The sequence below is a fragment of the Streptomyces chryseus genome (genome assembly GCF_014650755.1).
GTDB classification, from domain to species: Bacteria; Actinomycetota; Actinomycetes; order Streptomycetales; family Streptomycetaceae; genus Streptomyces; species Streptomyces chryseus.
Window position 1 is genome coordinate 66,523 of the sequence record NZ_BMVO01000016.1, and the last position, 26,822, is coordinate 93,344.

A 26,822-nucleotide genomic window follows, 5' to 3' on the forward strand; every position below is an offset into this window, starting at 1 on the left:
GTGGACTTCACCTTCACCGAGGAGCAGCAGGCGGCCGTCGAAGCGGCGAAGGCGGTCTTCTCGGGCGTCGCGCCCGACCGGGTGCCGAGCCCCGCGCTGACACCGGGCGCGGTGGCCGACGACTTCGACCGGCCGCTGTGGGCCGGGCTCGCCGGGTCCGATCTGCTGAGCCTGGTCCTGGCCGCCGAACACGGCGGGGCGGGCCTCGACCCCATCGCGCTGTGCCTCGTGCTGCGCGAGTCCGCGAAGGTGCTCGCCCGGGTGCCGCTTCTGGAGCACAGCGCGGTCGCGATGACCGTACAGGCCTACGGCAGCCCGGAGTTGGCCGCGGAGATCCTGCCGCGGGCAGGCCGCGGCGAGCTGGTGCTGACGGCCGCCGCCAACGGCCGCACCGGTCACGACCCGGCCGAGCTCGCCGTCACCGCGCGGCGGCAGGGCGGTTCCTGGCTGCTCGACGGGGTCCAGACGGGCGTGCCGTGGGCGCAGAGCGCGGACCGGATCGCCGTGCCCGCCCACACGGACCCGCACACGGACCCGCACGCGGACCAGCAGGCGGGGACGGCCCGCGCCGTGGTCGCGCTGGTCCCCCGCGACCACCCGGGTGTCACCCTGGCCGACCAGGTCTCCACCAACGGCGAGCGCTTCGCCGAGGTCCGCCTCGACGCCGTGCGGGTCGGCGACCACGAGGTGATCGACGCCGAGGGTGCCTGGGAGTGGCTGCGCGATCTCCTCACCACCGGAACGTGCGCACTGGCGCTGGGGCTGGGTGAGCGCGTACTGGCCATGACGAGCGAATACACGGGAAAGCGCGAGCAGTTCGGCTTCCCCGTCGCCACCTTCCAGGCGGTGGCCGTACAGGCCGCCGACCGCTACATCGATCTTCGCGCGATGGAAGTGACCCTCTGGCAGGCCGCCTGGCGGCTGGCCACGCGCTCGCCGGGCGCGCTGCCGGTGTCGGGCGACGTGGCGGTGGCGAAGATCTGGGCGTCCGACGGCGTACGCCGTGTCGTGCAGACCGCGCAGCATCTGCACGGCGGCTTCGGCGCGGACACCGACTATCCCCTGCACCGCTACCACGCGTGGGCCAAGCAGATCGAGCTGTCACTCGGCCCTGCCGCCGCGCACGAAGAGGCACTGGGCGACCTGCTGGCCGCCCACCCCCTCCGCTGAACCGGCGCCGACGACGGTCGCGGCCCCGCCCAGGGAGGCCGGCCCCCCGGAGACCGGAGCGCGGACCGCCGGCGGAGGGGTGGTCAGAGGACGAAGGCCGGGCTGCCGTTGTCGGTGACCATGGGGCGTCCCGCACCGTCCCAGGCGAGCATCCCGCCGTCGACGTTGACCGCGTCCAGGCCCTGCTGCACCAGGTACTGCGTGACCTGCGCGGAACGGCCGCCGACGCGGCACATCACGTGGACCCGCTGCCCGTCCTCGGCCGCTTCGGTCAGCTCACCGAAGCGGGCCACGAAGTCGCTCATCGGGATGTGCAGGGCCCCCTCGACGTGACCGGCCGCCCACTCGTCGTTCTCCCGTACGTCCAGCACGAAGCCGTCGGCCGGGACCGCGGCGGCGGCGACGGAGGGGAGTGGGGCGAAATTCATGGGTCATGCCTTCTCTCGTACAAACACCGTGTGTGTACTCAGTGTGCTCGTCACAGCGGGGCCTCGTCCGGCGATCTCTCGTCGGCAACCTACTGCACCAGTCTGGCCAGCTCGGCCTCGCGCTCGGAGACCCGCGCGAGCAGTTGCTCGGCGATCTCCTCCAGCAACCGGTCCGGATCCTCGGGCGCCATCCGCAGCATGGACCCGATGGCGCTCTCCTCCAGCTCCTGGGCGATGACCGACAGCAGCTCCTTGCGCTGGGAGAGCCACTCCAGCCGGGCGTAGAGCTCGTCACGCTCCGGCTGCAGCTCCTTGGGCTCGGGCCCGGCCGCCCACTCCTCCGCGAGCGCACGCAGCTGGTCCACGTCACCGCGCCCGTACGCGGCGTTGACCCGCGTGATGAACTCGTCCCTGCGGCTGCGCTCGGTCTCGTCCTGCGCGAGGTCGGGGTGCGCCTTGCGGGCCAGCTCGCGGTAGAGCTTGCGGGCCTCCTCGGTGGGCCTGACCCGCTTCGGCGGCTGCACGGTCTGCCCGGTGAGCATCGCCGACGCCTCGGGCGAAAGGCCGTCGGAGTCCATCCAGTCGTGGAACAGCTCTTCGACGCCGGGCATCGGCATGACGATCGCCCGCGCCTCGTCCGCCTTGCGCCGGTCCTCCGGATCGCCCGTGCGGGCGGCCTTGGCCTCCGCGATGCAGGCGTCCAGTTCGTCGAGGCGCGCGTACATCGGGCCGAGCTTCTGGTGATGGAGCCGGGAAAAGTTCTCCACCTCGACCCGGAAGGTCTCCACCGCGATCTCGAACTCGATCAGCGCCTGCTCGGCGGCGCGCACGGCCTTCTCCAGCCGCGCCTCCGGCCGCTCCGCGGCGGCCTCCCGGGCCGGTTCCTGGTCACCACCGGCGGCCTGCCGGCCGGCGGCGTCATGGTCGGCCGTGGGCCCGGTGGCGCGCCCGGTCTCCTGACCGGCCGCGTGCGGGTGCTGCGCGTCGTCGTTCCGGGTCGTCGGCTCCCCGGGAGCTTCCTGAGTCACCCGACCAGCGTACGGGCGAGCGGGGCACCCGCGCTCACACCCCCGCAGACCCCCACGCCACACCGACCCCGCACGAAGCCCGCGAGGGGCACCTCGACCTCGCGCCCTACACCCCGGGCTCGGCGGCTATGCGCCCGTCCTTGACCGCCGCCACCAGATCACCGTGATCCGCTTCCGTACGGTCCGCGTACGCCACCGCGAAACGCGCCACCGCCGCGTCGAACTCTTCGTTCTTCCCGCAGTACCCGGCGACCAGCCGGGGGTCGACGCTGTGCGCGTGCGCCCGCGCCAGCAGCGCCCCGGTCATGCGCCCGTAGTCGTCGAGCTCGCCGGGCCCGAGCGCCGCCGGATCCACGCTGCCCTTGCGGTTGCGGAACTGACGCACCTGGTACGGCCGCCCGTCCACCTCCGCCCAGCCCAACAGGTTGTCGCTGACCACCTGCATCCGCTTCTGCCCGAGCACCACCCGGCGCCCCTCGTGCCCAACCGCCGGCACCTGGAAGCCGGCCAGCGGCAGGTACGGCGTCAGCGCCGAGGCCCGCGCCTCCTTCACCTGGAGCACCAGCGGCTGACCGAGGTGGTCGAGCAGCAGCACCACGTACGACCGCGTACCCACGCTGCCGGTACCGACGACCCGGAACGCCACGTCGTGGATCGCGTAACGGGCGAGCAGCGGCAGCCGGTCCTCGGGCAGCGTCTTGAGATAACCGCCCAGCGCCGAGGCGACCGCGGCAGCCTCCCGGTCCGGCACCCGCCGGAGCACCGGCGGCGCGTCCACGAAGCGCCGCGTCCCACCGGGCCCCTCGGCCGTGGCCTTCGCGGCGAAGCGCGCACTGGTGTTGTTACGGGCCTTCTCCGAAACCCGCTCCAGCGTGCCGAGCAGATCCCGCGCGTCGGTGTGCGAGACGAGCTCCTCGTCGGCGATCGCGTTCCACGCGTCCAGCACCGGCATCCTGGCCAGCAGCCGCATCGTCCGCCGGTACGCCCCGACCGTGTCGAACGCCGCTTGGTGGCATACGTCCTCGTCGGCCCCGGTCTGGCGCCCCGCCAGGACCAGTGACGTCGCCAGCCGCTTGACGTCCCACTCCCACGGTCCGACGACGGTCTCGTCGAAGTCGTTCAGGTCGATGACCAGGCGGCCGCGCGCATCTCCGTACAGACCGAAGTTGGCCCCGTGCGCGTCTCCGCAGATCTGCGCGCCGACCCCGGTGACCGGCGTGCCCACCAGGTCGTGCGCCATGAGCCCGGCCGAGCCGCGCAGGAAAGCGAAGGGGGAGGCGGCCATGCGCCCGACCCGCAGCGGTGTCAGCTCGGGAACCCGGCCGCGGCTCGACTCCTCGACCGCGCGCACCGCGTCGGGCCGCTGCACGGCGAGGACCAGCGAATCGTGCGACGCCCTGGGCACCCGCGACCGCAGCGCCTTGCCCTGGGCCTTCGGCGACTCGCCGGACACGCCCGCCTCGCACGGCGCGAACCCGGGCACCTCCGGGATCCGTCCGGACCGCACCGTCTCGTTCTCGGTCATGGTGCGCCGCCTCCCCGCCTCGCCGACACCGTCGCCGGCCTCCGGCCGCCAACATCAACTGCTCACGACCGTACCGCCGCCCCCCGACAACCGTCTCCCCCTGTGGACAACCCGGGGGACCCCGCCACAGCACCACCCCACCGAGAGAACCACCCCACCGAGCCAGGCACGCCCGCGACCCACGCCCGCGACCCCGCATCCCGCCGCCGCCCCGATCTCCCGGGCGACCGGCACCGTCGACCAGGCCAGCCGCGTCGGCCCGGGCATCGCGCCGTGCGCCACCACCTGCGTCGTCCCCAGCACCGTCAGACCGGCCAGCGCTGCCGTCAGGGCAGTACGGGCGCGCTCCACACCGGGGCCCGCCAGCTCCGCCGGCGCCCGCACCCCGAGGACGGTGAGCAGGACGACCGCGAGGTAGACGAACCGCGGCTCCCCGTCCGTCGCCCTACCGAGGATCACGAGAACCAGCACCGCGGCCATCCCCAGGATCGCCCGCCGCCGGTCCGCCTCCCGCACACCCGGCCCACCGCCCCGCGCCCGGCGGACCCGAAGCGCCGCCGCCCCGGCCTCCCACAGCCCGGCGGCCATCACCACCGCGCCGAGGTCCCCCGCCGGCCGGTACGGAAAGACCGCCAGGCAGTGGACGAGCCCGTCCCCCACGTACGCGCGGCTGGCCTGCGAAGTCGCCGACAGCACCATCCCGAGCGGCGACCCGGTCTCGCGTACGGCGTGCACCAGATGCGGTACGAGCCCGGCCACCAGCACCGCGGCCGCCCCCACAGCCGCCGCCCCCGGGCCGCCCACGCGCGCGGCCCGTACGCCAGAACGGCCGCGAGCCCGATCGCGAGCAGGTTCCCCACCACCCCGTACCGCAGACAGAAGGCGGCCAGCGCCAGAACCGGCACGCCCCTCAGCGCCCGCGCCCCCTTCTCCTGGCCCGCACTACGCGGCCATGGCGAGCGGGCCGGCCACCGTCGCGCGGACCTGGCCCGGACAACGCGAAACGGGCCTCCGCGGGCGACTTCCGTCACCTGCCGAGACCCGTTTCGTCGGTTTCTCTAAGTGCGCGAGGGGGGATTTGAACCCCCACGTCCCTAAGGACACTGGCACCTGAAGCCAGCGCGTCTGCCGTTCCGCCACTCGCGCATGAGTGGTGCCGTTCGAATCTCTCACTGGTTTGTGCGAGCGCCTGACGACATGCAGAAGATTAGCACGGTGGTCAGGGTGGATTCACACCCGTTGTTCGGGGGGACCCGAGGAGGGGAACGAGAGGGAGAACGAGGCGGCAGAACGAGGAGGACGCGGGACGCGAACGACGACGGGAACGCCGAAGGAACGCCGCCGCCCCTCACCCACTCCTCCAGAGTGTCCCCGGGGTGCGGGACACTGTCAGCAGGCCACCTCTACGATCCCTGTGAGAGGTGACACTCATCCACTGTGCAGACAAGGGGAACCAGCCGATTTCCCGACGCGTGGATACGATCAGTAAGCAGTACCAGGACGACAACGACGGAGGAGGTGCCCCATGGGAGTCCTGAAGCGTTTCGAGCAGCGTCTCGAAGGTCTGGTCAACGGCACCTTCGCCAAGGTGTTCAAGTCCGAGGTCCAGCCCGTCGAGATCGCCGGCGCCCTCCAGCGCGAGTGCGACAACAACGCCACGATCTGGAACCGCGAGCGGACCGTCGTCCCCAACGACTTCATCGTCGAGCTCTCCACCCCGGACTACGAGCGCCTCAGCCCGTACTCCGGCCAGCTCGGCGACGAGCTCTCCGGCCTGGTCCGCGACTACGCGAAGCAGCAGCGCTACACCTTCATGGGCCCCATCAAGGTCCACCTGGAGAAGGCCGACGACCTCGACACCGGTCTCTACCGCGTACGCAGCCGCACCCTCGCCTCCAGCACGTCGCAGGCCGGCCCGCCGCAGAGCGCCGCGTCCGGCCGCCAGGCCCCCGCACCCGCCGCCCCCCGCGGCGGCGGCTACGGCTACCCGCCGTCGGCCGCCCCCGGAGCGCCCCCCATGCCCGCGGCCCCGCCGCCGTCGTCGCCGTCCCACGGCGCACGGCCCGGCGGACCGGCCGCCGTGTCCGGCAGACCGGCGGGCGCGGGACCCGGCCCGATGCCGGGCGCGCAGACGCGGCGCTGGATCGAGATCAATGGCACACGCCATCAGATGTCCCGCCCGACGCTGGTGCTGGGCCGCAGCACCGAAGCAGACGTGCGGATCGACGACCCCGGCGTATCGCGCCGGCACTGTGAGATCCGGACCGGAACGCCCCCGACGATCCAGGATCTCGGGTCTACCAACGGCATCGTGGTAGACGGACAGCACACCACCCGCGCTACGCTCCGCGACGGCTCGCGGATCGTCGTGGGCAGCACGACCATCGTTTATCGGCAAGCCGAAGGGTGAAGCGGGGGCAATGTCAGAGCTGACCCTGACGGTCATGCGGCTAGGTTTCCTGGCTGTTCTGTGGCTGTTTGTGATTGTGGCCGTCCAGGTCATCCGCAGCGATCTGTTCGGTACGCGGGTCACGCAGCGCGGCTCACGCCGCACCGCGTCCGCCGACGCCAGGCCGCAGCAGACCGGACGCCAGCAACAGGCTGCGGCGCCGCCGCAGCAGCGCCAGCGCCGCGGCGCCCCCACCAAGCTGGTGGTGTCCGAAGGCACGCTCACCGGTACGACGGTGGCCCTCCAGGGGCAGACCGTCACGCTGGGACGGGCGCACGATTCGACGATCGTGCTGGACGACGACTACGCGTCCAGCCGTCATGCCAGGATCTACCCGGACCGTGACGGCCAGTGGATCGTCGAGGATCTCGGGTCCACCAACGGCACGTATCTCGACCGGACCCGACTCACCACCCCGACCCCCATTCCGCTGGGCGCGCCGATCCGCATCGGCAAGACCGTCATCGAGCTGCGGAAGTAGTGCCACGTCATGATTGAGCGCGAGCGGAGCGAGCGAGCCGCGGCGGTCCCGACAGCGGATCACCGAAGGCTCCCGACCGGAGGGTGGGCACCGTGCGGATGTACCCGGAGCCGACGGGCGAGGTGCGCATGAGTCTGTCACTGCGCTTCGCCGCCGGATCGCACAAAGGCATGATCCGGGAAGGCAACGAGGACTCCGGTTACGCCGGCCCCCGCCTTCTCGCCATCGCCGACGGCATGGGAGGACAGGCCGCCGGCGAGGTGGCCAGCTCCGAGGTCATCTCGACCCTGGTCACCCTCGACGACGACGTACCCGGCTCGGACATCCTCACCTCGCTCGGCACCGCCGTGCAGCGTGCCAATGACCAGCTGCGCATGATGGTCGAGGAGGACCCCCAGCTGGAGGGCATGGGCACCACGCTCACCGCCCTGCTGTGGACCGGTCAGCGCCTCGGCCTCGTGCACGTGGGCGACTCACGGGCGTACCTCCTGCGCGACGGCGTCCTGACCCAGATCACGCAGGACCACACCTGGGTGCAGCGCCTCGTCGACGAGGGCCGCATCACCGAGGAGGAGGCCACCACCCACCCGCAGCGCTCCCTGCTGATGCGCGCGCTGGGCAGCGGCGACCACGTGGAGCCCGACCTCTCCATCCGCGAGGTCCGGGCCGGCGACCGCTACCTGATCTGCTCCGACGGACTGTCCGGCGTCGTCTCCCACCAGACGATGGAGGAGACGCTCGCCAGCTACCACGGCCCCCAGGAGACCGTGCAGGAGCTCATCCAGCTCGCGCTGCGCGGCGGCGGCCCCGACAACATCACCTGCATCGTCGCGGACGTCCTGGACGTCGACGGCAACGACACCCTGGCCGGGCAGCTCAACGACACCCCGGTCGTGGTCGGCGCGGTCGCCGAGAACCAGCTCCAGGCGCACGACGGCGGTGCCATGCAGACCCCCGCGGGCCGCGCGGCGGGCCTCGGCCGGCCCGTGCCTCCGCAGCCCGCACCGGGCGGCGCCTTCGGCCCTCCCGGCAGCGGTGACAACGGCGGTTACGGAGCGGCCCCCGACGGAGCCTTCGGCGCGTACAGCGACGAGGACTTCACCAAGCCGCGCACCGGGCGCAAGTGGCTGAAGAGATCGTTCTACATCGTGCTCGCGCTCGCCGTCGTCGGCGGCGGTCTGTACGGCGGATACCGCTGGACCCAGACCCAGTACTACGTCGGCGCCAACGAGAAGCACGTCGCGCTCTACCGGGGCATCAGCCAGGACCTCGCCTGGGTCTCCCTCTCGAAGGTCGAGAAGGACCACCCCGAGATCGAACTCAAGTACCTCCCGCCCTACCAGCAGAAGCAGGTCGAGGCGACCATCACCGAGGGCAGCCTCGCCGACGCGCGGGAGAAGGTCACCGAACTCGGCACCCAGGCCTCCGCGTGCAAGAAGGACGAGGAGCGCCGCAGGATCGAGCGCGAGAACGCGGCGCGCGAGAAGGCGGAGCGCGAAAAGGCGGAGCGAGAGAACGACGCGCGTACGGGCGAGGGCGAGGCGGGCGGCACGACCGGTTCCGGCGCCACGACCCAGACCATCGAGACCCACAAGATTCCGACGGCTACAGCTACGCCCACTCCTGGCCCCAGCCTCTCCGAGGAAGAGCAGAAGCTGGTCTCGCAGTGCGGTAAGCCGTAAAGCCGTAGGGGGCCTTACCAACCATGAGCGTTGTCACCAACACGACCACCATCGGCGCGATCGAAGCGCCGAGCCGGCGCAACACCGAGCTGCTCCTACTGATCTTCGCCGTCGTCATCGCCGTCTTCGCGTATGGCAATGTAGGCTTGGCCCTCAACGGCGAACTGCCGTCCGGCATGCTGGGGTACGGCCTCGGCCTGACCCTGCTCGCAGGCGTCGGACACTTGGCCGTGCGCAAGTTCGCCGCGTACGCCGACCCGCTGTTGCTGCCTCTCGCGACCCTTCTCAACGGGATCGGCCTCGCACTGATCTGGCGGCTCGACCAGTCGAAGCGGTTCCAGGCGCTGGAGACCTTCGCCCCTGCAGCCACGAAACAGTTGATCTTCTCGGCAGTCGGCGTCGCCCTGCTGGTAGGCGTACTCATGCTGTTGAAGGATCACCGCATCCTCCAGCGCTACACCTACATCTCCATGGTCGTGGCACTGATCCTGCTCGTTCTGCCCATGTTTTTCCCCGCCGTGAATGGCGCCAGGATCTGGATCAACATTCCCGGCGTCGGCACCCTCCAGCCCGGCGAGTTCGCCAAGATCATTATCGCGGTGTTCTTCTCCGGCTACCTGATGGTCAAGCGTGACGCGCTCGCACTCGCCAGCCGCCGCTTCATGGGCATGTACTTGCCCCGCGGTCGCGACCTGGGACCGATCCTCGTCATTTGGGCTCTGTCAATCCTGATCCTGGTTTTCGAGACCGACCTCGGCACCTCGTTGCTGTTTTTCGGCCTATTCGTAGTGATGTTGTACGTCGCCACCGAGCGCACGAGCTGGATCGTCTTCGGCCTCCTGATGTCTGCGGCCGGCGCGGTCGGTGTCGCCACCTTCGAACCACATGTCCAGCAGCGCGTCGATGCCTGGCTCGACCCCTTCGCCGGTTACGGCAAGCTGGCAGCCAGTGAACAGATCGCCAAGTCGCTGATGGCCTTCGGCTCCGGCGGAATGTTCGGCACAGGGCTCGGCCAGGGCGACTCCGATCTGATCGGGTTCGCCGCAAACTCCGACTTCATTCTCGCAACGGTCGGCGAAGAGCTGGGGCTCACAGGCCTCATGGCGATGCTGCTCCTCTATGGCCTGGTCATCGAGCGCGGTGTACGCACGGCACTCGCCGCTCGCGACCCTTTCGGGAAGCTACTCGCGATCGGCCTTTCCGGGGCCTTCGCCATCCAGGTCTTCGTCGTCGCCGGCGGTGTCATGGGGCTGATTCCACTGACCGGTATGACTATGCCCTTCATCGCGGCAGGCGGTTCCTCCGTCATCGCCAACTGGGCGCTGATCGGCATTCTTCTGCGCATCAGCGACACGGCTCGTCGGCCCGCCCCCGTACCCGCACCCTCCCCTGATGCCGAAATGACCCAGGTGGTCCGCCCGTGAACAAGCCCCTGCGTCGCGTCGCGATCTTCTGCGGCCTTCTCGTTCTCGCTTTGCTCGTACGCGTCAACTGGATCCAGTACGTCAAGGCCGACGATCTCGCGAAGAACGAGAACAACCGCCGCGTGATGATCGAGCGCTATGCCCACAAGCGGGGCGACATCGTCGTCGACGGCAAGGCGGTCACCGGGTCCAAGGAGTCCAAGAGCGGCGACTTCAAGTTCCAGCGGACGTACAAGGACGGCCCGATGTGGGCGCCGGTCACCGGCTTCACGTCTCAGCGGATGGGCTCCAACCAGATCGAGTCCCTCGAGGACGACATCCTCACTGGCACCGACGACCGCCTCTTCTTCGACCGCACGCTCTCGATGTTCACCGGTGACAAGAAGCAAGGCGGTAACGTCGTCACCACCTTGAACGGCGCCGCCCAGCGCGCCGCCTTCAAGGGGCTGGGCGGCCGAAAGGGCGCCGTCGCGGCGATCGCCCCCCAGACGGGCGCGATCCTCGCCCTGGCCAGCACCCCCTCGTACGATCCCTCGAAGGTCGCGGGCAACACCGAGGAAGATGTCAAGAACTGGCAGAAGTACGAGAAGGACCCGGACAAGCCGATGACGAACCGCGCCCTGCGCGAGACGTACCCGCCCGGCTCCACCTTCAAGGTCATCACCGCGGCCGCCGCCCTGGAGCACGGCCTGTACGAGGACATCGACGACAAGACCGACTCGCCGCTGCCGTGGCGACTGCCGCTGTCCACCAAGAACCTGGTGAACGACGGCGACCACCCCTGCAAGAACGCCAGCCTCCGGGTCGCCCTCCAGTGGTCCTGCAACACCGTCTTCGGCAAGATCGGCGCCGACCTCGACAACGACAAGATGCTGGAGACCGCGGAGAAGTTCGGCTTCAACGAGCAGCAGTTCGTGCCCGTCCGCTCCAACGCGAGCGTCTTCGCCAAGGACATGGACAAGGCCCAGACGGCCCTCTCCTCCATCGGCCAGTTCAACACCGCCGCCACCCCGCTCCAGATGGCCATGGTGACCGCCGCCATCGCCAATGACGGCAAGCTGATGAAGCCGTACATGATCGACCGGCTCACCGACCCCAACCTGGACGTCCTCGAGAAGACGAGCCCCGAGGAGATGAGCACCCCGCTCTCCCCGGAGAACGCCCAGAAGCTCCAGGAAATGATGGAGACGGTCGTCAACGAGGGCACCGGTACCCGGTCCAAGATCCCCGGCGTCACCGTCGGCGGCAAGACCGGCACCGCCCAGCACGGCGTCGACAACAGCGAGAAGCCGTACGCCTGGTTCATCTCGTACGCCAAGACCGACAAGGGCTCGCCCGTCGCGGTCGCCGTCGTCGTCGAGGACGACGCCGCGAACCGCGAGGACATCTCCGGCGGCGGCCTCGCGGCCCCCATCGCGAAGGACGTGATGCGGGCGGTGCTCGACAGGCAGAAGTGACGCCGGTCACCTGACGGCCGCGTACGCCCACGTCGCGGCACCGGTCGGGTCTCGGCCGGCAGTCACGGGCGGACCTGATACGGCCCGCCCGGTACCGTATGCGCGACAGCACACCGCCGGACCACACACAGGTGCGGTCGGGACAGACGGAGAGGGCTGGATTAGCTATGGAAGAGCCGCGTCGCCTCGGCGGCCGGTACGAGCTGGGCTCGGTGCTCGGCCGTGGTGGCATGGCCGAGGTCTACATCGCGCACGACACCCGGCTCGGCCGCACCGTCGCCGTGAAGACGCTGCGGGTGGATCTCGCCCGCGACCCGTCCTTCCAGGCCCGGTTCCGCCGCGAGGCCCAGTCGGCGGCCTCGCTGAACCATCCGGCGATCGTCGCGGTCTACGACACCGGCGAGGACTACGTCGACAACGTCTCCATCCCGTACATCGTGATGGAGTACGTCGACGGGTCGACCCTGCGTGAGCTGCTGCACTCCGGCCGCAAGCTGCTGCCCGAGCGCACCCTGGAAATGACCGTGGGCATCCTCCAGGCGCTCGAGTACTCGCACCGCGCCCAGATCGTCCACCGCGACATCAAGCCGGCGAACGTCATGCTGACGCGCACCGGCCAGGTCAAGGTCATGGACTTCGGCATCGCCCGCGCCATGGGCGACTCCGGCATGACCATGACGCAGACCGCCGCGGTCATCGGCACCGCCCAGTACCTCTCCCCGGAGCAGGCCAAGGGCGAGCAGGTCGACGCCCGCTCCGACCTCTACTCCACCGGCTGCCTGCTCTACGAGCTGCTCACCGTACGGCCGCCGTTCATCGGAGACTCCCCGGTCGCGGTCGCCTACCAGCACGTACGGGAAGAGCCGCAGCCGCCGTCGAACTTCGACCCCGAGATCACGCCCGAGATGGACGCCATCGTCCTGAAGGCGCTGGTCAAGGACCCCGACTACCGCTACCAGTCCGCCGACGAGATGCGCGCCGACATCGAGGCCTGCCTCGACGGCCAGCCCGTCGCGGCCACCTCGGCCCTCGGCTCGGTCGGATACGGCGGCTACGGCGGCCACGGCGACGACCAGCCCACCACGGCGCTGCGCTCGGCCGACGGCGGCGGCGCACCGACGTCAATGCTGCCGCCGGTCAACCCCGACGACGGCGGCTACGGCTACGACGACCGCCCGGACCGCCGCAGGCAGCAGAAGAAGAACACCTCGACGATCCTGCTCGTCCTCGCGGGCGTCCTCGTCCTCGTCGGCGCGATCCTGATCGGCAGAGCCCTCTTCGGCGGCGACTCCGACAAGGACAACCGCACCGTGCCGCCCCTGGTCGGCGAGACGCTCGCCGAAGCGAAGGAACTCGGCACGAACGCCGACCTCACCGTGAAGGTCGGGGACCGCAAGGAGTGCGAGGACCAGCCGCAGGGCAAGATCTGCAGCCAGTCCCCGGACAGCGGCCAGGAGGTCAAGGAGGGCTCGACCGTCACGGTCGTCGTCTCCACGGGCGCCCCGAAGGTCGAGGTCCCCGACGTGACCGAGCAGTCCAAGGACCGGGCGACGCAGAACCTGGAGGCCAAGGGCTTCGAGGTCGACACCAAGCAGGTCGAGTCCGAGAAGACCGTCGGCACGGTCATCGACCAGGACCCCGAGGGCGGCACGAAGGCGGAGAAGGGCGAGACGATCACCCTGTCCATCGCCAAGTCCACCAAGGCCGATGTCCCGCCCGTGGTCGGCCAGCCCTTCGAGGCGGCCAGCAAGCAGCTCACCGACCTCGGCTTCCAGGTCTCGCGCGCCGAAGAGGAATCGACCGAGGCCCCGGGCACGGTCATCAAGCAGGACCCGGTGGGCAACAGCCAGACCGACAAGGGCGGCACCGTCACCCTGACCGTCGCGAAGGCCCCGGCCCAGCCGGAGCAGGTCGCGGTGCCGGCCGTGACCGGCCAGAAGCTCAAGGACGCCCGCAAGGCGATCGAGGACGCCGAACTGACCGTCGGCACGATCACGGGCCCGCAGGACGACGACGCCATCGTCGTCCTCCCCCAGCCCGCGGTCGGCCAGCAGGTCCCCAAGGGCACCGCGGTCAACCTCACCACCGCCGGCGGCGGCGGTGACGGCGGCGGAGACAACGGAGGCAACAACGGCGGCAACAACGGCGGCAACGACGCCGGCGGCCTCTTCGGCGGCGCGTTCGGCCGCAACGGCGAGAGCGACTGACCCCGGCATACCGCTGGTGCGCCGCCGTCGGACACTGAACTCAGGGTCCGGTCGGCGGTGCAGCAGTTGATCACTCCGTCATCCGTCGGTTTTACCGACGTTGACATGTTTGTGGTGGCAGAGCGGATCTAGTGGTGCTGCGACGTTACACTCCGCCGGGGCGATAAGGTGCCTCAGCGTAGCCCACCTGATCGGTGCACGCCTGAAGGTCTCTTAGGGGCAATGCCGGTGACTTTGCTGCCTACCAAGGCACGCCAACCGCTACATCGTTGCAGGTCAGCGACTCGCGGGTCACGTTAAGTCAGTGGTATTGCTCTTAGGGGTGCTTTCAGAAAGCTGGGTTTTGCGCGGGCGAGGCTCATGCCATGTGCGAGCTGGAGGAAGTGTCGTCGCGTACTTCCCAACGGATTCGTAGGCGCCGGGGGCCGTGGAGCCAGGCGATAGCGGATTCGGCGACCCATCGGACCTTGCCCAGGCCCGAGCCATGTGGCTGGCCGCGTCGGGCGATGTTCGGTGTGATGCCGCGCTCGCGCAGGCGGCGCCGATAGATGTCGTGGTCGTATCCGCCCCTTTCAGGGCCCGCATGTTCACCGACTCGATCGCACAGCGGGACCAGCCCAACTCACACGGAGACCAAGCTCATCGAGGACTAAGCGGTGTAGCTTCGCCCACACCCTGGCCTTCGTCCAATCGGCAAATCGCCGATGAGCCGTCGCCCCCGACGGCCCGAACGACGCGGAAGGCAATTGCCGCCCCGGGCAGTCTGACGTTGCCACGAACACGATCGCTGCCAACACCTCCCGGTCACCATGTCGGCGCCGGCCACCGCCCTGAGACCGCGACGGCGCCTCCGGCACCACCCTCTGGAACAGCTCCCACAACTCATCCAGCACCAGCCGCTCAACGATCCCCACCCCGACCGACAGCCTACCGAACGAGCCAATTCTGAAGGCAGTACGCGAACGCCGGACATGCACATCACCACAGGCCCAGTGGTCGGAAGTCAGCCATTTGCGATTTTCGGACAACAAGATCAAATAGCTTGTTTCTTGATTTATCCCCGTCATACCTTGGTTCACATCATCGAACGTCTCTGCGAATGCAGGCAGTTCGAGTCTCAACCAAACGGGAGAATCGTGAGCTTTTCAGTTGCTGGGCGTAAGACACGTGCTGTTGGCGCACTCGCCACGCTGGTCGTCGGCGGAAGCCTGCTCGCCGCTACCCCGGCGCAGGCCTACACCAGCTGCCCCGACAGTGGTTACATCGACAAGCAGAACACCTGCACGAAGCTGTCCAACGGGATTCTTGGCCACCACATCTACCTCAACGGCAGCAACTACACGATGCGCGTCGTTACTGACTACTACAAGAGTGGCGGTGGCTCGATTTCCCGTCGTCTCGGATCCAGTGGACCCTTCACTGGTCAGAGCACGCAGTGGGGCGCATGGGGCAACCAGTCTTCCGGGACGAGCAAGTGGAGCAAGAACTTCAACAACAACCTGGCTAACTGCCGAAACACACAGGGCCTGATGGAGTCGGGCGGCACTGTCTACAAAACGCCATTCACCGGCAAGTGTTGATCTGAGCCGTTCGATCTACGCCTCTCCCCCCCCCAGAACCGAGGGGGAGAGGCGCTTCAGCTTCTGCTCGAAAGTTGCCATGCTAAAAGCCTTCTTCGTTGACCAGCATACGCTCGCTGCGGTATCGGTCGCACTGTGTCTCCTGGCTGCGGGCATCACTTACTTCTTCGGTCGCAGCCGCCTCCCCTACCCCCGATCCAGCGCCCTCCTTTTGGCCAGTCTCGTCGGCGTCCCGTGTTTGGCGTTCTCCGGCTCTAGCAGAACCGCCCTGCGCACCTGCACCTTCAATTGGCAGCCGACCGGGGCGTTCCTCAGCGACCAGGGCCTTCTGAACGCCGTACTCTTCCTTGCTGTGGGGTTTTTCGGTCTACTTGCAAGCCGGCGCCCAGTGGCAGTTACCGCCGGGGCATCGGCGCTTTCCGCCACCGTCGAAGTGGCACAGGCAATGGTGCCGCCCCTCGCACAAACATGTGAGGCCAGCGACTTCGTAGCCAGCACGGCTGGTGCGCTTCTCGGGATGCTGGCGGCGTGGGCAACCGTGCATATCAGTCAGTCGGCACCGGTCAGCTTCCGCCACCACCCGCGATCCGTAGTTTGGGTCATCAGCGCGGCATTCGCCCTGAACGCCACCACGGTCGCCCTGTGGGTCACCCCGGCGGTCAACGACAGCAGCATCCAGTACGTCACGCCTGATATGCGGAAAGCTGCCCGTACCCATGTACGCCAGGCCTTCGGTGACCACTACAAGATTGGCAAGATCTCCTACGATCCCACTGCCCACATCGTGTACGTCGGCTTGAAGGGAGGAATGGCCCATCTGTCCTGGCCCAAGCAACGCGAATTCAATGTCAGCCTCGTCTCGTACCAGAAAGGCATCCAACCTGCCGACGTCGGCTCGTTCCCTGTGGGCGGCGAAGTAAAGCCACCTGCGAAAGAAACGGATGCGCGAGGAATAGCTCGGCGTTATGTTGCTGAACGCTACCCGTTCGCCTTGAAGGGATCGAAAGTGGAAAGCTACGCCATCGCCGATGGACGACTGGGTTGGGCCTTCTCGTGGCGCAAGGTAGTGAACGGGATATTGATGCCCATGCGGTTGGATATTGCCATCGACTTGAAGGGCCAGGTCAGCGATCTTCTGGTCCGTGACCTGGCTGACCCGGATGAACTGCCCAAACCGAAGCTCACCGAGGCGCAGGCAAAATCTAATCTCCGGAAGAGCCCGGGACTCCCCAGCGAGGTCACCCAGATCGGCGACGGTCTGGCGATCGCACGCAGCGACACCGGCAAGGAATGGCAAGTTGTTTGGCTCTTTCCCACCGGAGTCGGAAACAAGGAAGGACCAACCCTCGCTGTCGACGCAGTGACGGGAAAGCCGCTCGAAGAGGGCCAAGCGTCGGCTGCACCGTGAGCCCTCGACCCCGCACACATCGGCGGAAAGGATCCGCCCGTGTTCACCCGAGGGCTGCTGTAGCGCGCGGGCGGAGTTCCAAGCCCAACCCTGTCGGAAGACCACGAAAGGCCCGAAGTCGCAAGTCGAAGTTGCGGCTTCGGGCCCGGCTCGTGTGCGGACAACGCTAGCCGAGTTCCGCCGGCGGTGTGCGGTGTCGGTCCACCTTCTCCGTACGCTCCAGCTCGCCCCACACGACGTACCGGTGCTTCGACGTGTAGACCGGCGTGCACGTGGTGAGCGTGATGTAGCGGCCCGGCTTCTTCTTGCCCGACTCCTTCGGGACCGGCTTCAGGACGTCCACGTTGTACTTCGACGTCTCGGGGAGCTTCGCGTACACCTTGTACACGTACCAGGTGTCCTTCGTCTCGAAGACGATCGCGTCGCCGTCCTTGAGCTTGTCGATGTTGTGGAACTTCGCGCCGTGCCCGTCCCGGTGCGCCGCCAGCGAGAAGTTGCCCTTCTTGTCGGCCGGCAGCGCCGACTTGACCGGGTCCGTGTAGTAACCGGCGACACCCCGGTTCAGATCCTTGGCGTTGGTGCCCTTCCTGACCAGCACCTCGCCGTTCTTCATCGCGGGTACGTGAAGGAAGCCGATGCCGTCCTTGGTGTCGAGGGCCCCGGGCCCGCCCGCCCACCGGTCGCGCACCTCATTGCCCTGCTGGTCCGCGTCGCGGTCGGCGAGCACGTTCGTCCACCACAGCGAGTAGACGACGAACAGGCCGAGGATCAGGCCCGCCGTGATCAACAGCTCGCCGAAGAGGCTCACCGTGCCCGCGACACGCCCACGCTTCCTCGCCCCGCCCGCGGGTGCGGACGCGGGCACGGGCGTGCCGGTCTGCTCGTCCTGCTCGGTCGTCCTGGCTGCCACCGCACCCGTCCCCGTCCTGAGTCTCTGCCGTCCGGCCGGCTCGTTGTCAGCCGACGAGCGCGTCGGGTTGCCCCTTACTGCGCGGCCGTTCGTCGACCATCTTGCCCCACACGATCATTCGGTACGTACTCGTGAATTCAGGCGTGCACGTCGTCAGCGTGATGTACCTGCCGGGCCGCGTGAAGCCGGAACCCGGCGGCACCGGACGGATCACGCTCACGTTGGAGGGCGCGGTCTGCGGCAGGATGCTCGCCATCTCGTACGTGTAGTACGTGTCCTGCGTCTCGACGACGATCGGATCGCCCGGTTCCAGCTGGTTGATGTACCGGAACGGCTCACCGTGCGTGTTCCGGTGGCCCGCGACCGCGAAGTTCCCCTGCTTGTCCGACGGCATCGCCGTCTTGAGCTCGCCCTCCGCGTAGTGGCCCACCATGCCGTTGTCGAGGACCCGCTTCTTGTCGATGCCCTCGGCGATCGGGACGACGACGTCCAGCTTGGGAATGTGCATGATGGCGAAGCCCTGGCCCGGTTCGAACGCCCCGGGCCCCCGCCCGTTCGCCCAGCCCTCCTGGATCTTGTCCGCCTCCTTGCCGGCGAACAGATCGGCGCGGACGTTCGTCCACCACAGCTGGTACGTCACGAACAGCAGCATCAGCACGCCCAGCGAGATGAACATCTCGCCGAAGAAGCGACTGGCGACGACCGCCGGGCTGTCCTTGGCGGCGCGGGCGGCGCGCCTGGCCTCCACCCGGGAGAGCGGCGCTTCAGGGGCCGCCTCCGCCGCGCTCCCGGCCTTCCGCTCGGGGCCCTTGCCACGGCTCCCCCTGCCCTTGGCGGCCCTGCGGCGCTCCGCGCGGCCGCCGGTCACGGGCGGCGGGCCGGACCGCGTGCCTTGCTGAGGGCCGGCGGCCGCTATTCGCCGGGTGTCGTCCGTCCGCAGGGCGACGGTCTCGTCGTCGTACGTCTCGTCGTCGTACACGGGAGTGGGTACGGACGCGGGCACGGGTGCGGGTGTCGGCTCGGGGGCCGGGGCGGGGGCCGGGGCGGGCGTTCGGCCGCCGTACCCGGCCCCGGGACGGCCCTGGCCGCCGTACGGCTCCTGAGGCCGCCGGAGAGGCTGCTGGGCCGCTTGTACGGCCTCCTGGGCGGGCCGCACGGCTCCGGGCTGCCCCGGCAGGTGCTGCGGGGGTTGTCGGGGCGCGGCCTGTGGGGGCACGTGCTGCCCGGGTGCGGCCTGTTGAGGCGCGGCCTGTCGGGGCACCTGCTGTCCGGCCGCGTGCTGTCCCGGCACAGCCGGGCCCGGCTGCCGCAGTGGCTCGTACGGCCGCTGTCCGTACCCCACTGCCTGCGCGCCCGGACCCTGCGTCTGCCCCTGCGGCACCGTCGACGACCGGAACCACGGCGAGGCCCCCTCCGGGGTGGCCCCGGGAGCCGTTTCCGCTCCCGGCCGCTCCTGCCCCGGCAGCGGATCGTTCAGCGGATCCGCGAGCTGGTCCACCGCCGCCTCGAACGCGCCCGCCGCCCCGTACGCGCCCTGCTCGTACGAGGCTTCCCGGCCGGCGTCGTGTTCGGGGCGGAGCGCCGTCACGCGACGGCCTTGCCCACCACCGGCGCGAGCCCGGCCGCCCGCTCGACCGCTCCCGGATACCCGCACCGCGCAAGCCAGTTGGCCAGCATCAGGTGCCCGTGTTCCGTCAGTACCGACTCGGGGTGGAACTGCACGCCCTCGACCGCCAGGTCCCGGTGGCGCAGCCCCATGATGATCCCGTCGGCCGTCCGTGCGGTGACCTCCAGCTCGGCGGGCAGCGCCTCGGGTTCGGCCGCCAGCGAGTGGTAGCGCGTCGCCGTGAAGGGCGAGGGCAGCCCGGCGAAGACGCCGGCGCCCGTGTGCGTCACGGGGGACGTCTTGCCGTGCAGCAGCTCGGGCGCGCGGCCGACGACACCGCCGTACGCCACCGCCATCGACTGCATGCCCAGGCAGACGCCGAAGACCGGCACGCCGGTCGACGCGCAGTGCCGCACCATGTCGACGCAGACGCCCGCCTGTTCGGGGGTGCCGGGGCCCGGCGACAGCAGCACGCCGTCGAAGCCGTCCTGGGCGTGGCTCAGCGCCACCTCGTCGTTGCGCAGCACCTCGCACTCGGCGCCGAGCTGGTAGAGGTACTGGACGAGGTTGAAGACGAAGCTGTCGTAGTTGTCGACCACCAGGATCCGTGCGCTCACTGGCGAGCCCCTCCTTCCCCGTCGACCGTCACATCGTTGAACGGGAGCAGCGGCTCCGCCCACGGGAAGACGTACTGGAACAGTGCGTAGACGACCGCCAGGACCAGTACGAGCGAGATCAACGCCCGCACCCCTACGTTGCCCGGCAGATGCCGCCAGATCCAGCCGTACATGCTGTCCCTTCCGTTCGGTCGAAACCCAGAGTAAAGGGCGACGGCGGGGGCTCGTGGGTCAGCCGCTCAATGCGCGCGGCCGGCCGTCCTCCACGGGCTGGGTGGCGTCGAGATGCGCCCACACGACCAGCCGGTGGCTGCTGCCCCACTCCGGCTCGCAGGTCGTCAGCGTCAGGTAGCGCCCGGGGCCGTCGAAACCGGCCTTGCGGGGAACGGCGTCGATCACCCCGACGTCGCCCGGGACGGTCCGGTACGGCCTGTTCTCGACGCGGTACGTGAACCAGGTCGTCCCGTCCGTCAGCACCACCGCGTCGCCGGGCCGCAGCCTGGGGAAGTCCTTGAAGGGGTCGCCGTGGGTACGACGATGGCCGGCGACGGAGAAGTTCCCCGTCTCGCCGGGCCGCGCGGTCCCCGCGTAGTGGCCGAGCCCCTTCTTCAACGTCCCGGTCCGCGTGCCCTCCAGCACGGGCCAGTCCCAGTCCCTGCCGAATCGCGGCACGTACATCACGGCGAAGGGCCGGCCCGGCGCGTACGCCGCCGGGGCGGGCGGGGCCTGCTCGGGACCGGCGGGGTCGGGAGCGGCGGGCCGCACGGGGCCGCGGGCCCAGCTGTCCTGGAGCCTGTCGATCTGCCCGTCGCTCGCGTCGGCGGCCTTGATCCCGGTCCAGAACATCACGTACACGACGAACAGCACGATCACGCTGCCGACGGTGAGGCACAGCTCGCTGAACGTCCGGACGATCAGGCGCACCGACATCCCGGCCGACGGCCGCCCCGACAGTCGCCCCGACATCGGCTCCCCCCGTTTACTCGACGGGCCTCGCGTAGTGGAGATCCACTGTGCCCGAGTAACCGGGAAGAGTCATCGCCTCGTGCTCGTCGACTTTCCAGCCGAGGCCGTACGCCTTCACGTACAGCTGGTAGTTCTGCAGCGCCGTGGAGGCCGTGAGCGCCCGCTGGAGATCGTCGCGGTCGCCGACCGCGGTGACCTTGTACGGCGGCGAGTAGACACGGCCCTGGAGGATCAGGGTGTTGCCGACGCAGCGCACCGCGCTGGTGGAGATCAGCCGCTGGTCCATGACCCTGATGCCTTCGGCGCCGCCCTGCCACAGGGCGTTGACGACCGCCTGGAGGTCCTGCTGGTGGATGACCAGGTCGTTCGGCTGGGGCTCGGGGTAGCCCGGATTGGCCGTGGCGTCCGGCGGGGCGTCGTCGAGCGTGACGGTGAGGCCGGCGCCGGACAGCTTCTTGGTGCCGGCTGCCGCCTCCAGCGCCTTCAGCTTCGCGTCCTCGGCCCGCGTACTGCTGTCACCGCGCTCCGCGAGCGCGTCGACGTCGCGGCGCACGGCCGCCGTCGAGTCGCCCAGCTCCTTGTTCTTGTGACTGCGCTGGTCGATGAGGTCGGAGAGCTTGAGCAGCGAGTCGTCCGTGCGGATATTGGTGCCCTTGGCCGTGTTGAAGCTCGTCACGAAGATCAGCCCGGCGAGCGCGAAGACCCCCGCCGTCAGCAGTCTGACCGGCCGCAGGGCGGGCCGCCGGGCGGGTTCGGTGGGGGAGTCGGCAGAATTGCTCAACGTACCCTTATCTCCTTCGACGCCGCGGAAGCACTACGCTAACGGACGCCCGGGGGAGGCAGTGCTCCCCGTTGCTCCCGCACCGGGCACCAGCCAAGTTCTCTGCGCGGTAACGCAGCGCATCGACAGGAGAGTCCCTCGTGCCGAAGTCACGTATCCGCAAGAAGTCAGACTTCACGCCGCCGCCGGCGCCTTCGAAGCAGGCGACGGCCATCAGGCTCACCAACCGCAGCTGGGTGGCTCCGGTGATGCTGGCGCTCTTCCTCATCGGGCTCGCCTGGATCGTGGTCTTCTACGTGACCGAGGGCGACCTGCCGGTCCAGAGCCTGGACAACTGGAACATCGTGGTCGGGTTCGGCTTCATCGCGGCCGGCTTCGGCGTCTCCACTCAGTGGAAGTAAACGCCACGCGCAAGCTCTGACCAGAGGTTATCCACAGCGTTGTCCACACGGTGGGGAAAGGTCAGACGATCTGTGGATAACTCACAGGGTGTTGACGCCGGTGTGACTGCCTAGGCCTTCCGGGGCATGAGGGAGTTACGGCCTGCCCCTTGTCCTGCCTGGGAAAAAGCCAGTTCAGCGACGAGGGGCACAGCTGTTCCCGCACTTTCCCCCTGAATGCACAAGGTCCGGCGTTCGCTGTGGACAACTGACCCTCAATCGCCGCCCCCGGCGCTCAGGTGAGCATCGCGGTACGCGCCACGACGAGCCCCGCGGTGGCGAGCAGGACGAGCCCGCACGTCCCGTACTGCACCAGCGTCCGGCGCGCGCGGGGGGCGTGCACCATGGCGACCGCGATGAGAACGCCGGCGGCGAGACCGCCCACGTGGGCCTGCCAGGCGATGCCGCTCAGGACGAAAGTCAGGACCAGGTTCAGGCCCAGCAGCACCAGGATCGGCCGCATGTCCTGGTTCATGCGCCGCATGAGGACCACGGTCGCGCCGAAGAGTCCGTAGATCGCGCCCGAGGCACCGAGCGACGGCTGGTTCGGGGCGGCCAGGAGATACGTGAACGCGCTGCCGGCGAGACCGGACAGCAGGTAGAGCGCCAGGTACCGGGCGCGGCCGAGCGCCGCTTCGAGCGGACCGCCGAGCCACCACAGGAGCAGCATGTTGAACCCGATGTGCCACACCTCCTGATGCAGGAACATCGCCGTGACCAGGCGGTACCACTCGCCGTCCGCGACCCCGACGACCTGGAGGTCCGTACCGCTGAACGCCAGTCCGACCAGCGCGAGATCGTTGACGAGGCTCTCGCGCGCCAGCACCGCGACGAACAGCGCCACGTTGATCGCCAGCAGGACCTTCGTCACCAGCCGGGGGTCGGCGGCGACCGTGCCGCCCGCGACCGTGCGCGGACGGCTCGCGGCCGGGGCGTGGCCCGTACCGGAGCCTTCGCGGACGCAGTCGGGGCACTGGAAACCGACCGACGCGCTGATCATGCACTCCGGGCAGATCGGGCGTTCGCAGCGCGTGCAGCGGATGCCCGTCTCGCGGCCCGGATGCCGGTAGCAGTGATCCATCGGTCCGTCCCCGGTTCCCTAGGTGTGGCTCTTGGCGGTCCGGCTCACCGCTCCGCCCCGCGTATCCACTACGGACGGGCGGGGCGCTTTGGTTCCCGGCGGCCCCCCGCACGGCCTCCCAGCGGCCTCCCGAAGACTTCCCGGCGGCCTCCCGGCGGGTTCCTCAGCGGGTCTCCACGACGACCGACTCGATGACGACGTCGGTGAGCGGGCGGGCGGTGCGCGGGTTGGTCTTCGCGGAGACGATGGTGTCCACGGTCTTCTGGCTCGCGGCGTCCACGACCTCGCCGAAGATGGTGTGCTTGCCGGTCAGCCACATCGTCGGCGACACGGTGATGAAGAACTGCGAGCCGTTCGTGGCCGGTCCCGCGTTGGCCATCGCCAGCAGGTAGGGACGGTCGAAGGCGAGGTCGGGGTGGAACTCGTCCTTGAACTCGTAGCCGGGGCCGCCGGTGCCGTTGCCCAGGGGATCGCCGCCCTGGATCATGAAGTCGCCGATCACCCGGTGGAAGACGGTGCCGTCGTACAGCCGGTCCGTGGTCTTGTGCCCCGTCTCGGGGTTCGTCCACTCCCGCTCACCCCGGGCGAGTTCCACGAAGTTCTTGACCGTCTTCGGGGCGTGGTTCGGCAGGAGCCGGATCTCGATGTCGCCCTGGCTGGTCTTGAGGGTGGCGTAAAGCTGCTCGGCCACGTTCTGCCTTCCAATGAGTCTTTCCTGAAGCGTCTGTCGATCCTCCCACGCCCGGTTTACGACGAGTAGCCGCCGAACCGCCACACGGAACGCCGAAGCGTGGCATTGTCGTGCCCGAGACCCCCTTGCACCGCCTTGCCCCGAGAGCCCGGGGATTGCCCCAGTCGCCGCCCCATGACCCGGATGCCCGTCCGCACGTGCCGTGTTGGCCCGGGAAGGGCATGATTTCGAAATGGGTGGACAGGCGATATACCGAACCGCCACCAAGGAGGAGGATCCAGTGACCCGCATCGACAGCGTGCGCGCCGCATCCGAATCGGCGAAGGAGAGCGTGCTGCACGCCGCGGAAGTGGTGGCGCCCTACGCCGGTACGGCCAAGGAACAGGCCACGCAATATGCGCACGACGCCCGCGTAAGGCTCGCGCCGAAAGTGTCCAAGGCCGCTCGTCAGGCCCGTGTCCAGTACGGCGCGCATGTCGCGCCGTACATCGAGCAGGCCCGTACCCACGTGCCGCCGAAGGTCGACGTCGCCGCGCAGCGCGCGGCGGTGCGGACCCGGCACGCGGCCCGGCAGGCCGCGGAGTACACCGTCCCTCGGGTGGAGCACGCGATCGCGGTGTCGCTGCCGGTGCGCGAGCAGGCCGCCGCGCGCAGTGCGGCCGCCGTGGCGGCCCTGCGCGGCCAGGTGACGGCGAAGGACATCCGCAAGCTCGTCAAGCGGCACGAGCGGCGGGCGAGGGCCGGCCGTGCCGCCAAGGGCGTCGCCGTGTTCGGCGTGCTGGCGGCCGGCGCCTTCGCGGCGTGGAAGTGGTGGGACAAGCAGGCCAACCCGGACTGGCTGGTCGAGCCCCCGGCCGCCACGGAGGTGTCCGACCGTGCGCCGCTGACCTCGGTCGACGGCAGCGGTCAGGTGCTGGACCCGGAGGTCCAGGCCAAGCAGGCGGAGGCTGAGGCCGAGGCCGCCGAGCGCGACAGGAAGAACGACTGACGTCAGGTAACGGACGGCGGTACGCACAAGGGTGCCGGGTGGCCTTCGGGTCTCCCGGCACCCTTGTGCGTGGCGGACCCGCGTTCTCTTTCGTAGCGGCGGGGGGCGACGAAAGTGTGCGGCGGCCCTCCTGACCGGCTGCCTAGAGTGCGACCGTGGACGTGTCATCGAAGATCAGGGCCGGCCGGCGGTGGCTGGCGGGCCCGGAGCCCTGGCCGGCCCGGCGCACGGCGGGCGAGTGCGTGCTGGCGGCGGTGCTGGCGCTGCTGGCGGCCGGCACGCAGGAGCTGATGGGCAGTGCGGTTCTCGTGCAGTCCGCCACCGCTGTGGCCGTCGCGGTGCTGTCGCTGCTGCGCCGCCGGCTGCCGGCGACGGTGCTGGTGGTCTCGGGCGGGGCGGCGGGCGAGCTGGCCGGGTTCGGGCCGCTGCTGATCGTGGCGGGGTGGTCGGCGGGGCGGCGGATCCCGGGGGCGGGGAAGGCGCTGGCGGCGTTCACCGCGTCGTGCGTCCTGAACATCGTCGTCGCCGCGGCGTCCGAGCTGCCGCGTTTCTCCCCGCTGTCGCTGATCATGTTCAGCACCCTGTACTTCCTCGCGACGACGGTCGTCCCCGGCCTGGCCAGCCGCTACTGGACGCAGCGGCGCACCCTGCTGCACGCCCTCCAGGAGCACAACGCCCAACTGCTGCGCGAGCGCGCCATGGTGGCCGGGCAGGCGCGGCTGCGCGAGCGGCAGCGGATCGCCCAGGACATGCACGACAGCCTGGGCCACCAGTTGGCGCTGATCTCCGTGCACACGGGCGCCCTGGAGGTCGATCCGGCACTGACGGACCGCCAGCGCGAGGGCGTCGGCGTTCTGCGTGACGCCTCGGTGGCGGCGATGCACGAGTTGCGTGAGGTCGTCGGCATCCTGCGGGACGGGGTGGAGCGCGACGAGGCGGCGACCGCCCCGGGCCTGCCGCCGGTCGAGGACCCGCATCCGGCGGCGCGGGGGGCCGCGGGCATCGAGGGCCTGGTGGCGGCGGCGCGGGCGGCCGGGAACGCCGTCGAGCTGCGGTGCGCGGGCAGCCGGCGGCCGCTGGCGGCGGCGGCGGACCACGCGGCGTACAGGATCGTGCAGGAGGCGCTGACCAACGCGTACAAGCACGCCCCGGGCGCGGCGATCAACGTCGAGCTGCGGTACGAGCCGGACTCGCTGGTGGTGGAGATCGCGAACGGCCCGGCCCCGGCGGACCCAGGTGACGTCGTCAGCGGCGGCCAGGGCCTGACCGGGCTGCGGGAGCGGGCCCGGCTGGTCGGCGGCATGGTCCACGCGGGCCGTACCGACGGCGGGGGTTTCCGGGTCGCGGGCGTCCTGCCGTACGGCGCCGACGGCCTGGCGCCGGGTACGGGCGCGGCGCCTTTGGTCGACGTGGAGGACGACTTCCGGCAGCAGTCGCCGGCGGTCCCTCTCGGCAACGGTGGTCAGGTCATGGACTGGACCGTTGTGCAGAGGGAGCTGGCGATGAGTGGTGGGCGCGGGAGCAGGAGCAGCGGAGTCGTACTGGGCTGCGGCATCGCGGTGGCGGCCCTGGTGCTGCTGGTGGTCGCGGGCGGGTTCGGGCTGTTCTTCCTGGCCGGGTCGGCGGAGCGGGGCATGATCGAGCCGAGCGACTACGAGGCGGTGAAGGTCGGCGCGTCGGAGGAGGAGGTGCGCGACAGCCTGCCGAACGGTGACTCCTTCATGACGTCGGGCCTCAAGGACAAGGGACCCGCGCGGCCCGAGGGGTCCGAGTGCCTGGTCCTCGCGTCGTCGGAGTTCGGCGAGAGCCTCGCGGCGGAGCCGGTGTTCCGCTTCTGCTTCCGGGACGGCAAGCTGATCGAGAAGAAGTCGTACGACGTCGTGCAGTAGATGAGCGGCAGCTG

The 26,822-nt window shown here is 69.7% G+C and carries 24 protein-coding genes, 1 tRNA gene and 2 pseudogenes; 12 read left to right on the forward strand and 15 right to left on the reverse strand.

Annotated features, from left to right (window positions below; translation table 11 throughout):
* A complete protein-coding gene (locus tag IE185_RS22395; protein WP_189715856.1) occupies positions 1–1,170 on the forward strand; it encodes an acyl-CoA dehydrogenase family protein in 1,170 nt (389 codons plus the stop codon).
* Between the two features lie 83 nt (positions 1,171–1,253).
* Here the strand turns inward: IE185_RS22395 and IE185_RS22400 are convergent, their stop codons facing one another.
* The 5 genes from IE185_RS22400 to IE185_RS22420 all read right to left on the reverse strand — a co-directional run bounded on the left by IE185_RS22400 (position 1,254) and on the right by IE185_RS22420 (position 5,297).
* Positions 1,254–1,598: a rhodanese-like domain-containing protein gene (locus tag IE185_RS22400; protein ID WP_138904719.1), complete on the reverse strand. Its 345-nt coding sequence runs from the start codon at positions 1,596–1,598 to the stop codon at positions 1,254–1,256.
* Between the two features lie 89 nt (positions 1,599–1,687).
* Positions 1,688–2,626, reverse strand: a complete 939-nt coding sequence (locus tag IE185_RS22405; RefSeq protein WP_138899035.1) for a J domain-containing protein — start codon at positions 2,624–2,626, stop codon at positions 1,688–1,690.
* 106 nt (positions 2,627–2,732) lie between these two features.
* Entirely contained in the window at positions 2,733–4,151 is a 1,419-nt protein-coding gene (locus IE185_RS22410) for a DUF2252 domain-containing protein (RefSeq protein WP_138899036.1), read from the reverse strand.
* A gap of 54 nt (positions 4,152–4,205) precedes the next feature.
* A complete protein-coding gene (locus IE185_RS22415) occupies positions 4,206–4,955 on the reverse strand; it encodes a hypothetical protein (protein ID WP_189715838.1) in 750 nt (249 codons plus the stop codon).
* 259 nt (positions 4,956–5,214) lie between these two features.
* Positions 5,215–5,297: transfer RNA gene (locus IE185_RS22420), tRNA-Leu, on the reverse strand.
* Positions 5,298–5,676: 379 nt separating this feature from the next.
* Here IE185_RS22420 and IE185_RS22425 point away from each other — a divergent pair.
* The 6 genes from IE185_RS22425 to pknB all read left to right on the forward strand — a co-directional run bounded on the left by IE185_RS22425 (position 5,677) and on the right by pknB (position 13,851).
* The gene (locus IE185_RS22425; protein ID WP_189715840.1) at positions 5,677–6,561 is read left to right on the forward strand and encodes an FHA domain-containing protein; all 885 of its coding nucleotides are present in this window, start codon (positions 5,677–5,679) and stop codon (positions 6,559–6,561) included.
* A gap of 10 nt (positions 6,562–6,571) precedes the next feature.
* Complete coding sequence (locus IE185_RS22430; protein WP_138896278.1) at positions 6,572–7,081, forward strand: FHA domain-containing protein FhaB/FipA; 510 nt, start codon at positions 6,572–6,574, stop codon at positions 7,079–7,081.
* A 128-nt stretch (positions 7,082–7,209) separates the two neighbouring features.
* Positions 7,210–8,763, forward strand: coding sequence for a Stp1/IreP family PP2C-type Ser/Thr phosphatase (locus IE185_RS22435; RefSeq protein ID WP_138896279.1), 1,554 nt, complete (start codon positions 7,210–7,212; stop codon positions 8,761–8,763).
* 23 nt (positions 8,764–8,786) lie between these two features.
* The gene (locus IE185_RS22440) at positions 8,787–10,187 is read left to right on the forward strand and encodes an FtsW/RodA/SpoVE family cell cycle protein (RefSeq protein ID WP_138896280.1); all 1,401 of its coding nucleotides are present in this window, start codon (positions 8,787–8,789) and stop codon (positions 10,185–10,187) included.
* Complete coding sequence (locus IE185_RS22445; RefSeq protein ID WP_138896281.1) at positions 10,184–11,644, forward strand: peptidoglycan D,D-transpeptidase FtsI family protein; 1,461 nt, start codon at positions 10,184–10,186, stop codon at positions 11,642–11,644. The genes IE185_RS22440 and IE185_RS22445 overlap by 4 nt, the downstream gene beginning before the upstream one ends.
* Positions 11,645–11,811: 167 nt before the next feature.
* Entirely contained in the window at positions 11,812–13,851 is a 2,040-nt protein-coding gene (pknB, locus tag IE185_RS22450) for a Stk1 family PASTA domain-containing Ser/Thr kinase (protein ID WP_138896282.1), read from the forward strand.
* Between the two features lie 385 nt (positions 13,852–14,236).
* On the opposite strand, the pseudogene IE185_RS34105 reads toward pknB, so the two are convergent.
* Positions 14,237–14,416 (reverse strand): annotated as a pseudogene (locus tag IE185_RS34105) (IS5/IS1182 family transposase); the annotation flags it as partial.
* Between the two features lie 2 nt (positions 14,417–14,418).
* Positions 14,419–14,765: pseudogene (locus tag IE185_RS34110) on the reverse strand (transposase); the annotation flags it as partial.
* 57 nt (positions 14,766–14,822) lie between these two features.
* On the opposite strand from IE185_RS34110, the gene IE185_RS22460 reads away from it, so the two are divergent.
* Both IE185_RS22460 and IE185_RS22465 read left to right on the forward strand, forming a co-directional pair.
* Positions 14,823–15,431, forward strand: a complete 609-nt coding sequence (locus IE185_RS22460) for a hypothetical protein (protein ID WP_170198323.1) — start codon at positions 14,823–14,825, stop codon at positions 15,429–15,431.
* 79 nt (positions 15,432–15,510) lie between these two features.
* Positions 15,511–16,839: a VanZ family protein gene (locus IE185_RS22465; protein WP_138896284.1), complete on the forward strand. Its 1,329-nt coding sequence runs from the start codon at positions 15,511–15,513 to the stop codon at positions 16,837–16,839.
* A gap of 166 nt (positions 16,840–17,005) precedes the next feature.
* On the opposite strand, the gene IE185_RS22470 is transcribed toward IE185_RS22465, so the two are convergent.
* The 6 genes from IE185_RS22470 to IE185_RS22495 all read right to left on the reverse strand — a co-directional run bounded on the left by IE185_RS22470 (position 17,006) and on the right by IE185_RS22495 (position 21,719).
* A complete protein-coding gene (locus tag IE185_RS22470; protein ID WP_189715842.1) occupies positions 17,006–17,749 on the reverse strand; it encodes a class E sortase in 744 nt (247 codons plus the stop codon).
* A 46-nt stretch (positions 17,750–17,795) separates the two neighbouring features.
* A complete protein-coding gene (locus IE185_RS22475) occupies positions 17,796–19,091 on the reverse strand; it encodes a class E sortase (RefSeq protein ID WP_444545113.1) in 1,296 nt (431 codons plus the stop codon).
* A gap of 242 nt (positions 19,092–19,333) precedes the next feature.
* Positions 19,334–19,972: an aminodeoxychorismate/anthranilate synthase component II gene (locus tag IE185_RS22480; RefSeq protein ID WP_138899485.1), complete on the reverse strand. Its 639-nt coding sequence runs from the start codon at positions 19,970–19,972 to the stop codon at positions 19,334–19,336.
* Complete coding sequence (locus tag IE185_RS22485; protein ID WP_167519138.1) at positions 19,969–20,145, reverse strand: hypothetical protein; 177 nt, start codon at positions 20,143–20,145, stop codon at positions 19,969–19,971. Before IE185_RS22485 ends, IE185_RS22480 begins: the two co-directional genes overlap by 4 nt.
* A gap of 58 nt (positions 20,146–20,203) precedes the next feature.
* The gene (locus IE185_RS22490; RefSeq protein WP_189715858.1) at positions 20,204–20,902 is read right to left on the reverse strand and encodes a class E sortase; all 699 of its coding nucleotides are present in this window, start codon (positions 20,900–20,902) and stop codon (positions 20,204–20,206) included.
* A 49-nt stretch (positions 20,903–20,951) separates the two neighbouring features.
* On the reverse strand, positions 20,952–21,719 hold the full coding sequence (locus tag IE185_RS22495; protein ID WP_138898455.1) for a DUF881 domain-containing protein: 768 nt from the start codon (positions 21,717–21,719) through the stop codon (positions 20,952–20,954).
* Between the two features lie 140 nt (positions 21,720–21,859).
* Here IE185_RS22495 and crgA point away from each other — a divergent pair, with 140 nt between their 5' ends.
* On the forward strand, positions 21,860–22,120 hold the full coding sequence (gene crgA / locus IE185_RS22500; RefSeq protein WP_138898454.1) for a cell division protein CrgA: 261 nt from the start codon (positions 21,860–21,862) through the stop codon (positions 22,118–22,120).
* Positions 22,121–22,394: 274 nt separating this feature from the next.
* Here the strand turns inward: crgA and IE185_RS22505 are convergent, their stop codons facing one another.
* Both IE185_RS22505 and IE185_RS22510 read right to left on the reverse strand, forming a co-directional pair.
* Positions 22,395–23,240: a rhomboid family intramembrane serine protease gene (locus IE185_RS22505; protein ID WP_138898453.1), complete on the reverse strand. Its 846-nt coding sequence runs from the start codon at positions 23,238–23,240 to the stop codon at positions 22,395–22,397.
* A gap of 163 nt (positions 23,241–23,403) precedes the next feature.
* Positions 23,404–23,931 (reverse strand): peptidylprolyl isomerase, encoded by a 528-nt coding sequence (locus IE185_RS22510; RefSeq protein WP_138898452.1) that lies wholly within the window; start codon positions 23,929–23,931, stop codon positions 23,404–23,406.
* A 280-nt stretch (positions 23,932–24,211) separates the two neighbouring features.
* On the opposite strand from IE185_RS22510, the gene IE185_RS22515 reads away from it, so the two are divergent.
* Together IE185_RS22515 and IE185_RS22520 are read left to right on the forward strand one after the other, a co-directional pair.
* Positions 24,212–24,919, forward strand: coding sequence for a DUF5324 family protein (locus IE185_RS22515; RefSeq protein ID WP_138898451.1), 708 nt, complete (start codon positions 24,212–24,214; stop codon positions 24,917–24,919).
* A 155-nt stretch (positions 24,920–25,074) separates the two neighbouring features.
* Complete coding sequence (locus tag IE185_RS22520) at positions 25,075–26,808, forward strand: sensor histidine kinase (protein ID WP_229843637.1); 1,734 nt, start codon at positions 25,075–25,077, stop codon at positions 26,806–26,808.
* The last annotated feature ends 14 nt before the right edge of the window (positions 26,809–26,822 follow it).

Coding starts and splice junctions, on each gene's coding strand:
- IE185_RS22400 (WP_138904719.1), bottom strand. CDS start 1,598: ATGAATTTCGCCCCACTCCCCTCCGTCGCCGCCGCCGCGGTCCCGGCC.
- IE185_RS22410 (WP_138899036.1), bottom strand. CDS start 4,151: ATGACCGAGAACGAGACGGTGCGGTCCGGACGGATCCCGGAGGTGCCC.
- IE185_RS22425 (WP_189715840.1), top strand. CDS start 5,677: ATGGGAGTCCTGAAGCGTTTCGAGCAGCGTCTCGAAGGTCTGGTCAAC.
- IE185_RS22430 (WP_138896278.1), top strand. CDS start 6,572: ATGTCAGAGCTGACCCTGACGGTCATGCGGCTAGGTTTCCTGGCTGTT.
- IE185_RS22435 (WP_138896279.1), top strand. CDS start 7,210: ATGAGTCTGTCACTGCGCTTCGCCGCCGGATCGCACAAAGGCATGATC.
- IE185_RS22440 (WP_138896280.1), top strand. CDS start 8,787: ATGAGCGTTGTCACCAACACGACCACCATCGGCGCGATCGAAGCGCCG.
- pknB (WP_138896282.1), top strand. CDS start 11,812: ATGGAAGAGCCGCGTCGCCTCGGCGGCCGGTACGAGCTGGGCTCGGTG.
- IE185_RS22460 (WP_170198323.1), top strand. CDS start 14,823: ATGCACATCACCACAGGCCCAGTGGTCGGAAGTCAGCCATTTGCGATT.
- IE185_RS22465 (WP_138896284.1), top strand. CDS start 15,511: ATGCTAAAAGCCTTCTTCGTTGACCAGCATACGCTCGCTGCGGTATCG.
- IE185_RS22485 (WP_167519138.1), bottom strand. CDS start 20,145: ATGTACGGCTGGATCTGGCGGCATCTGCCGGGCAACGTAGGGGTGCGG.
- IE185_RS22490 (WP_189715858.1), bottom strand. CDS start 20,902: ATGTCGGTGCGCCTGATCGTCCGGACGTTCAGCGAGCTGTGCCTCACC.
- IE185_RS22505 (WP_138898453.1), bottom strand. CDS start 23,240: ATGGATCACTGCTACCGGCATCCGGGCCGCGAGACGGGCATCCGCTGC.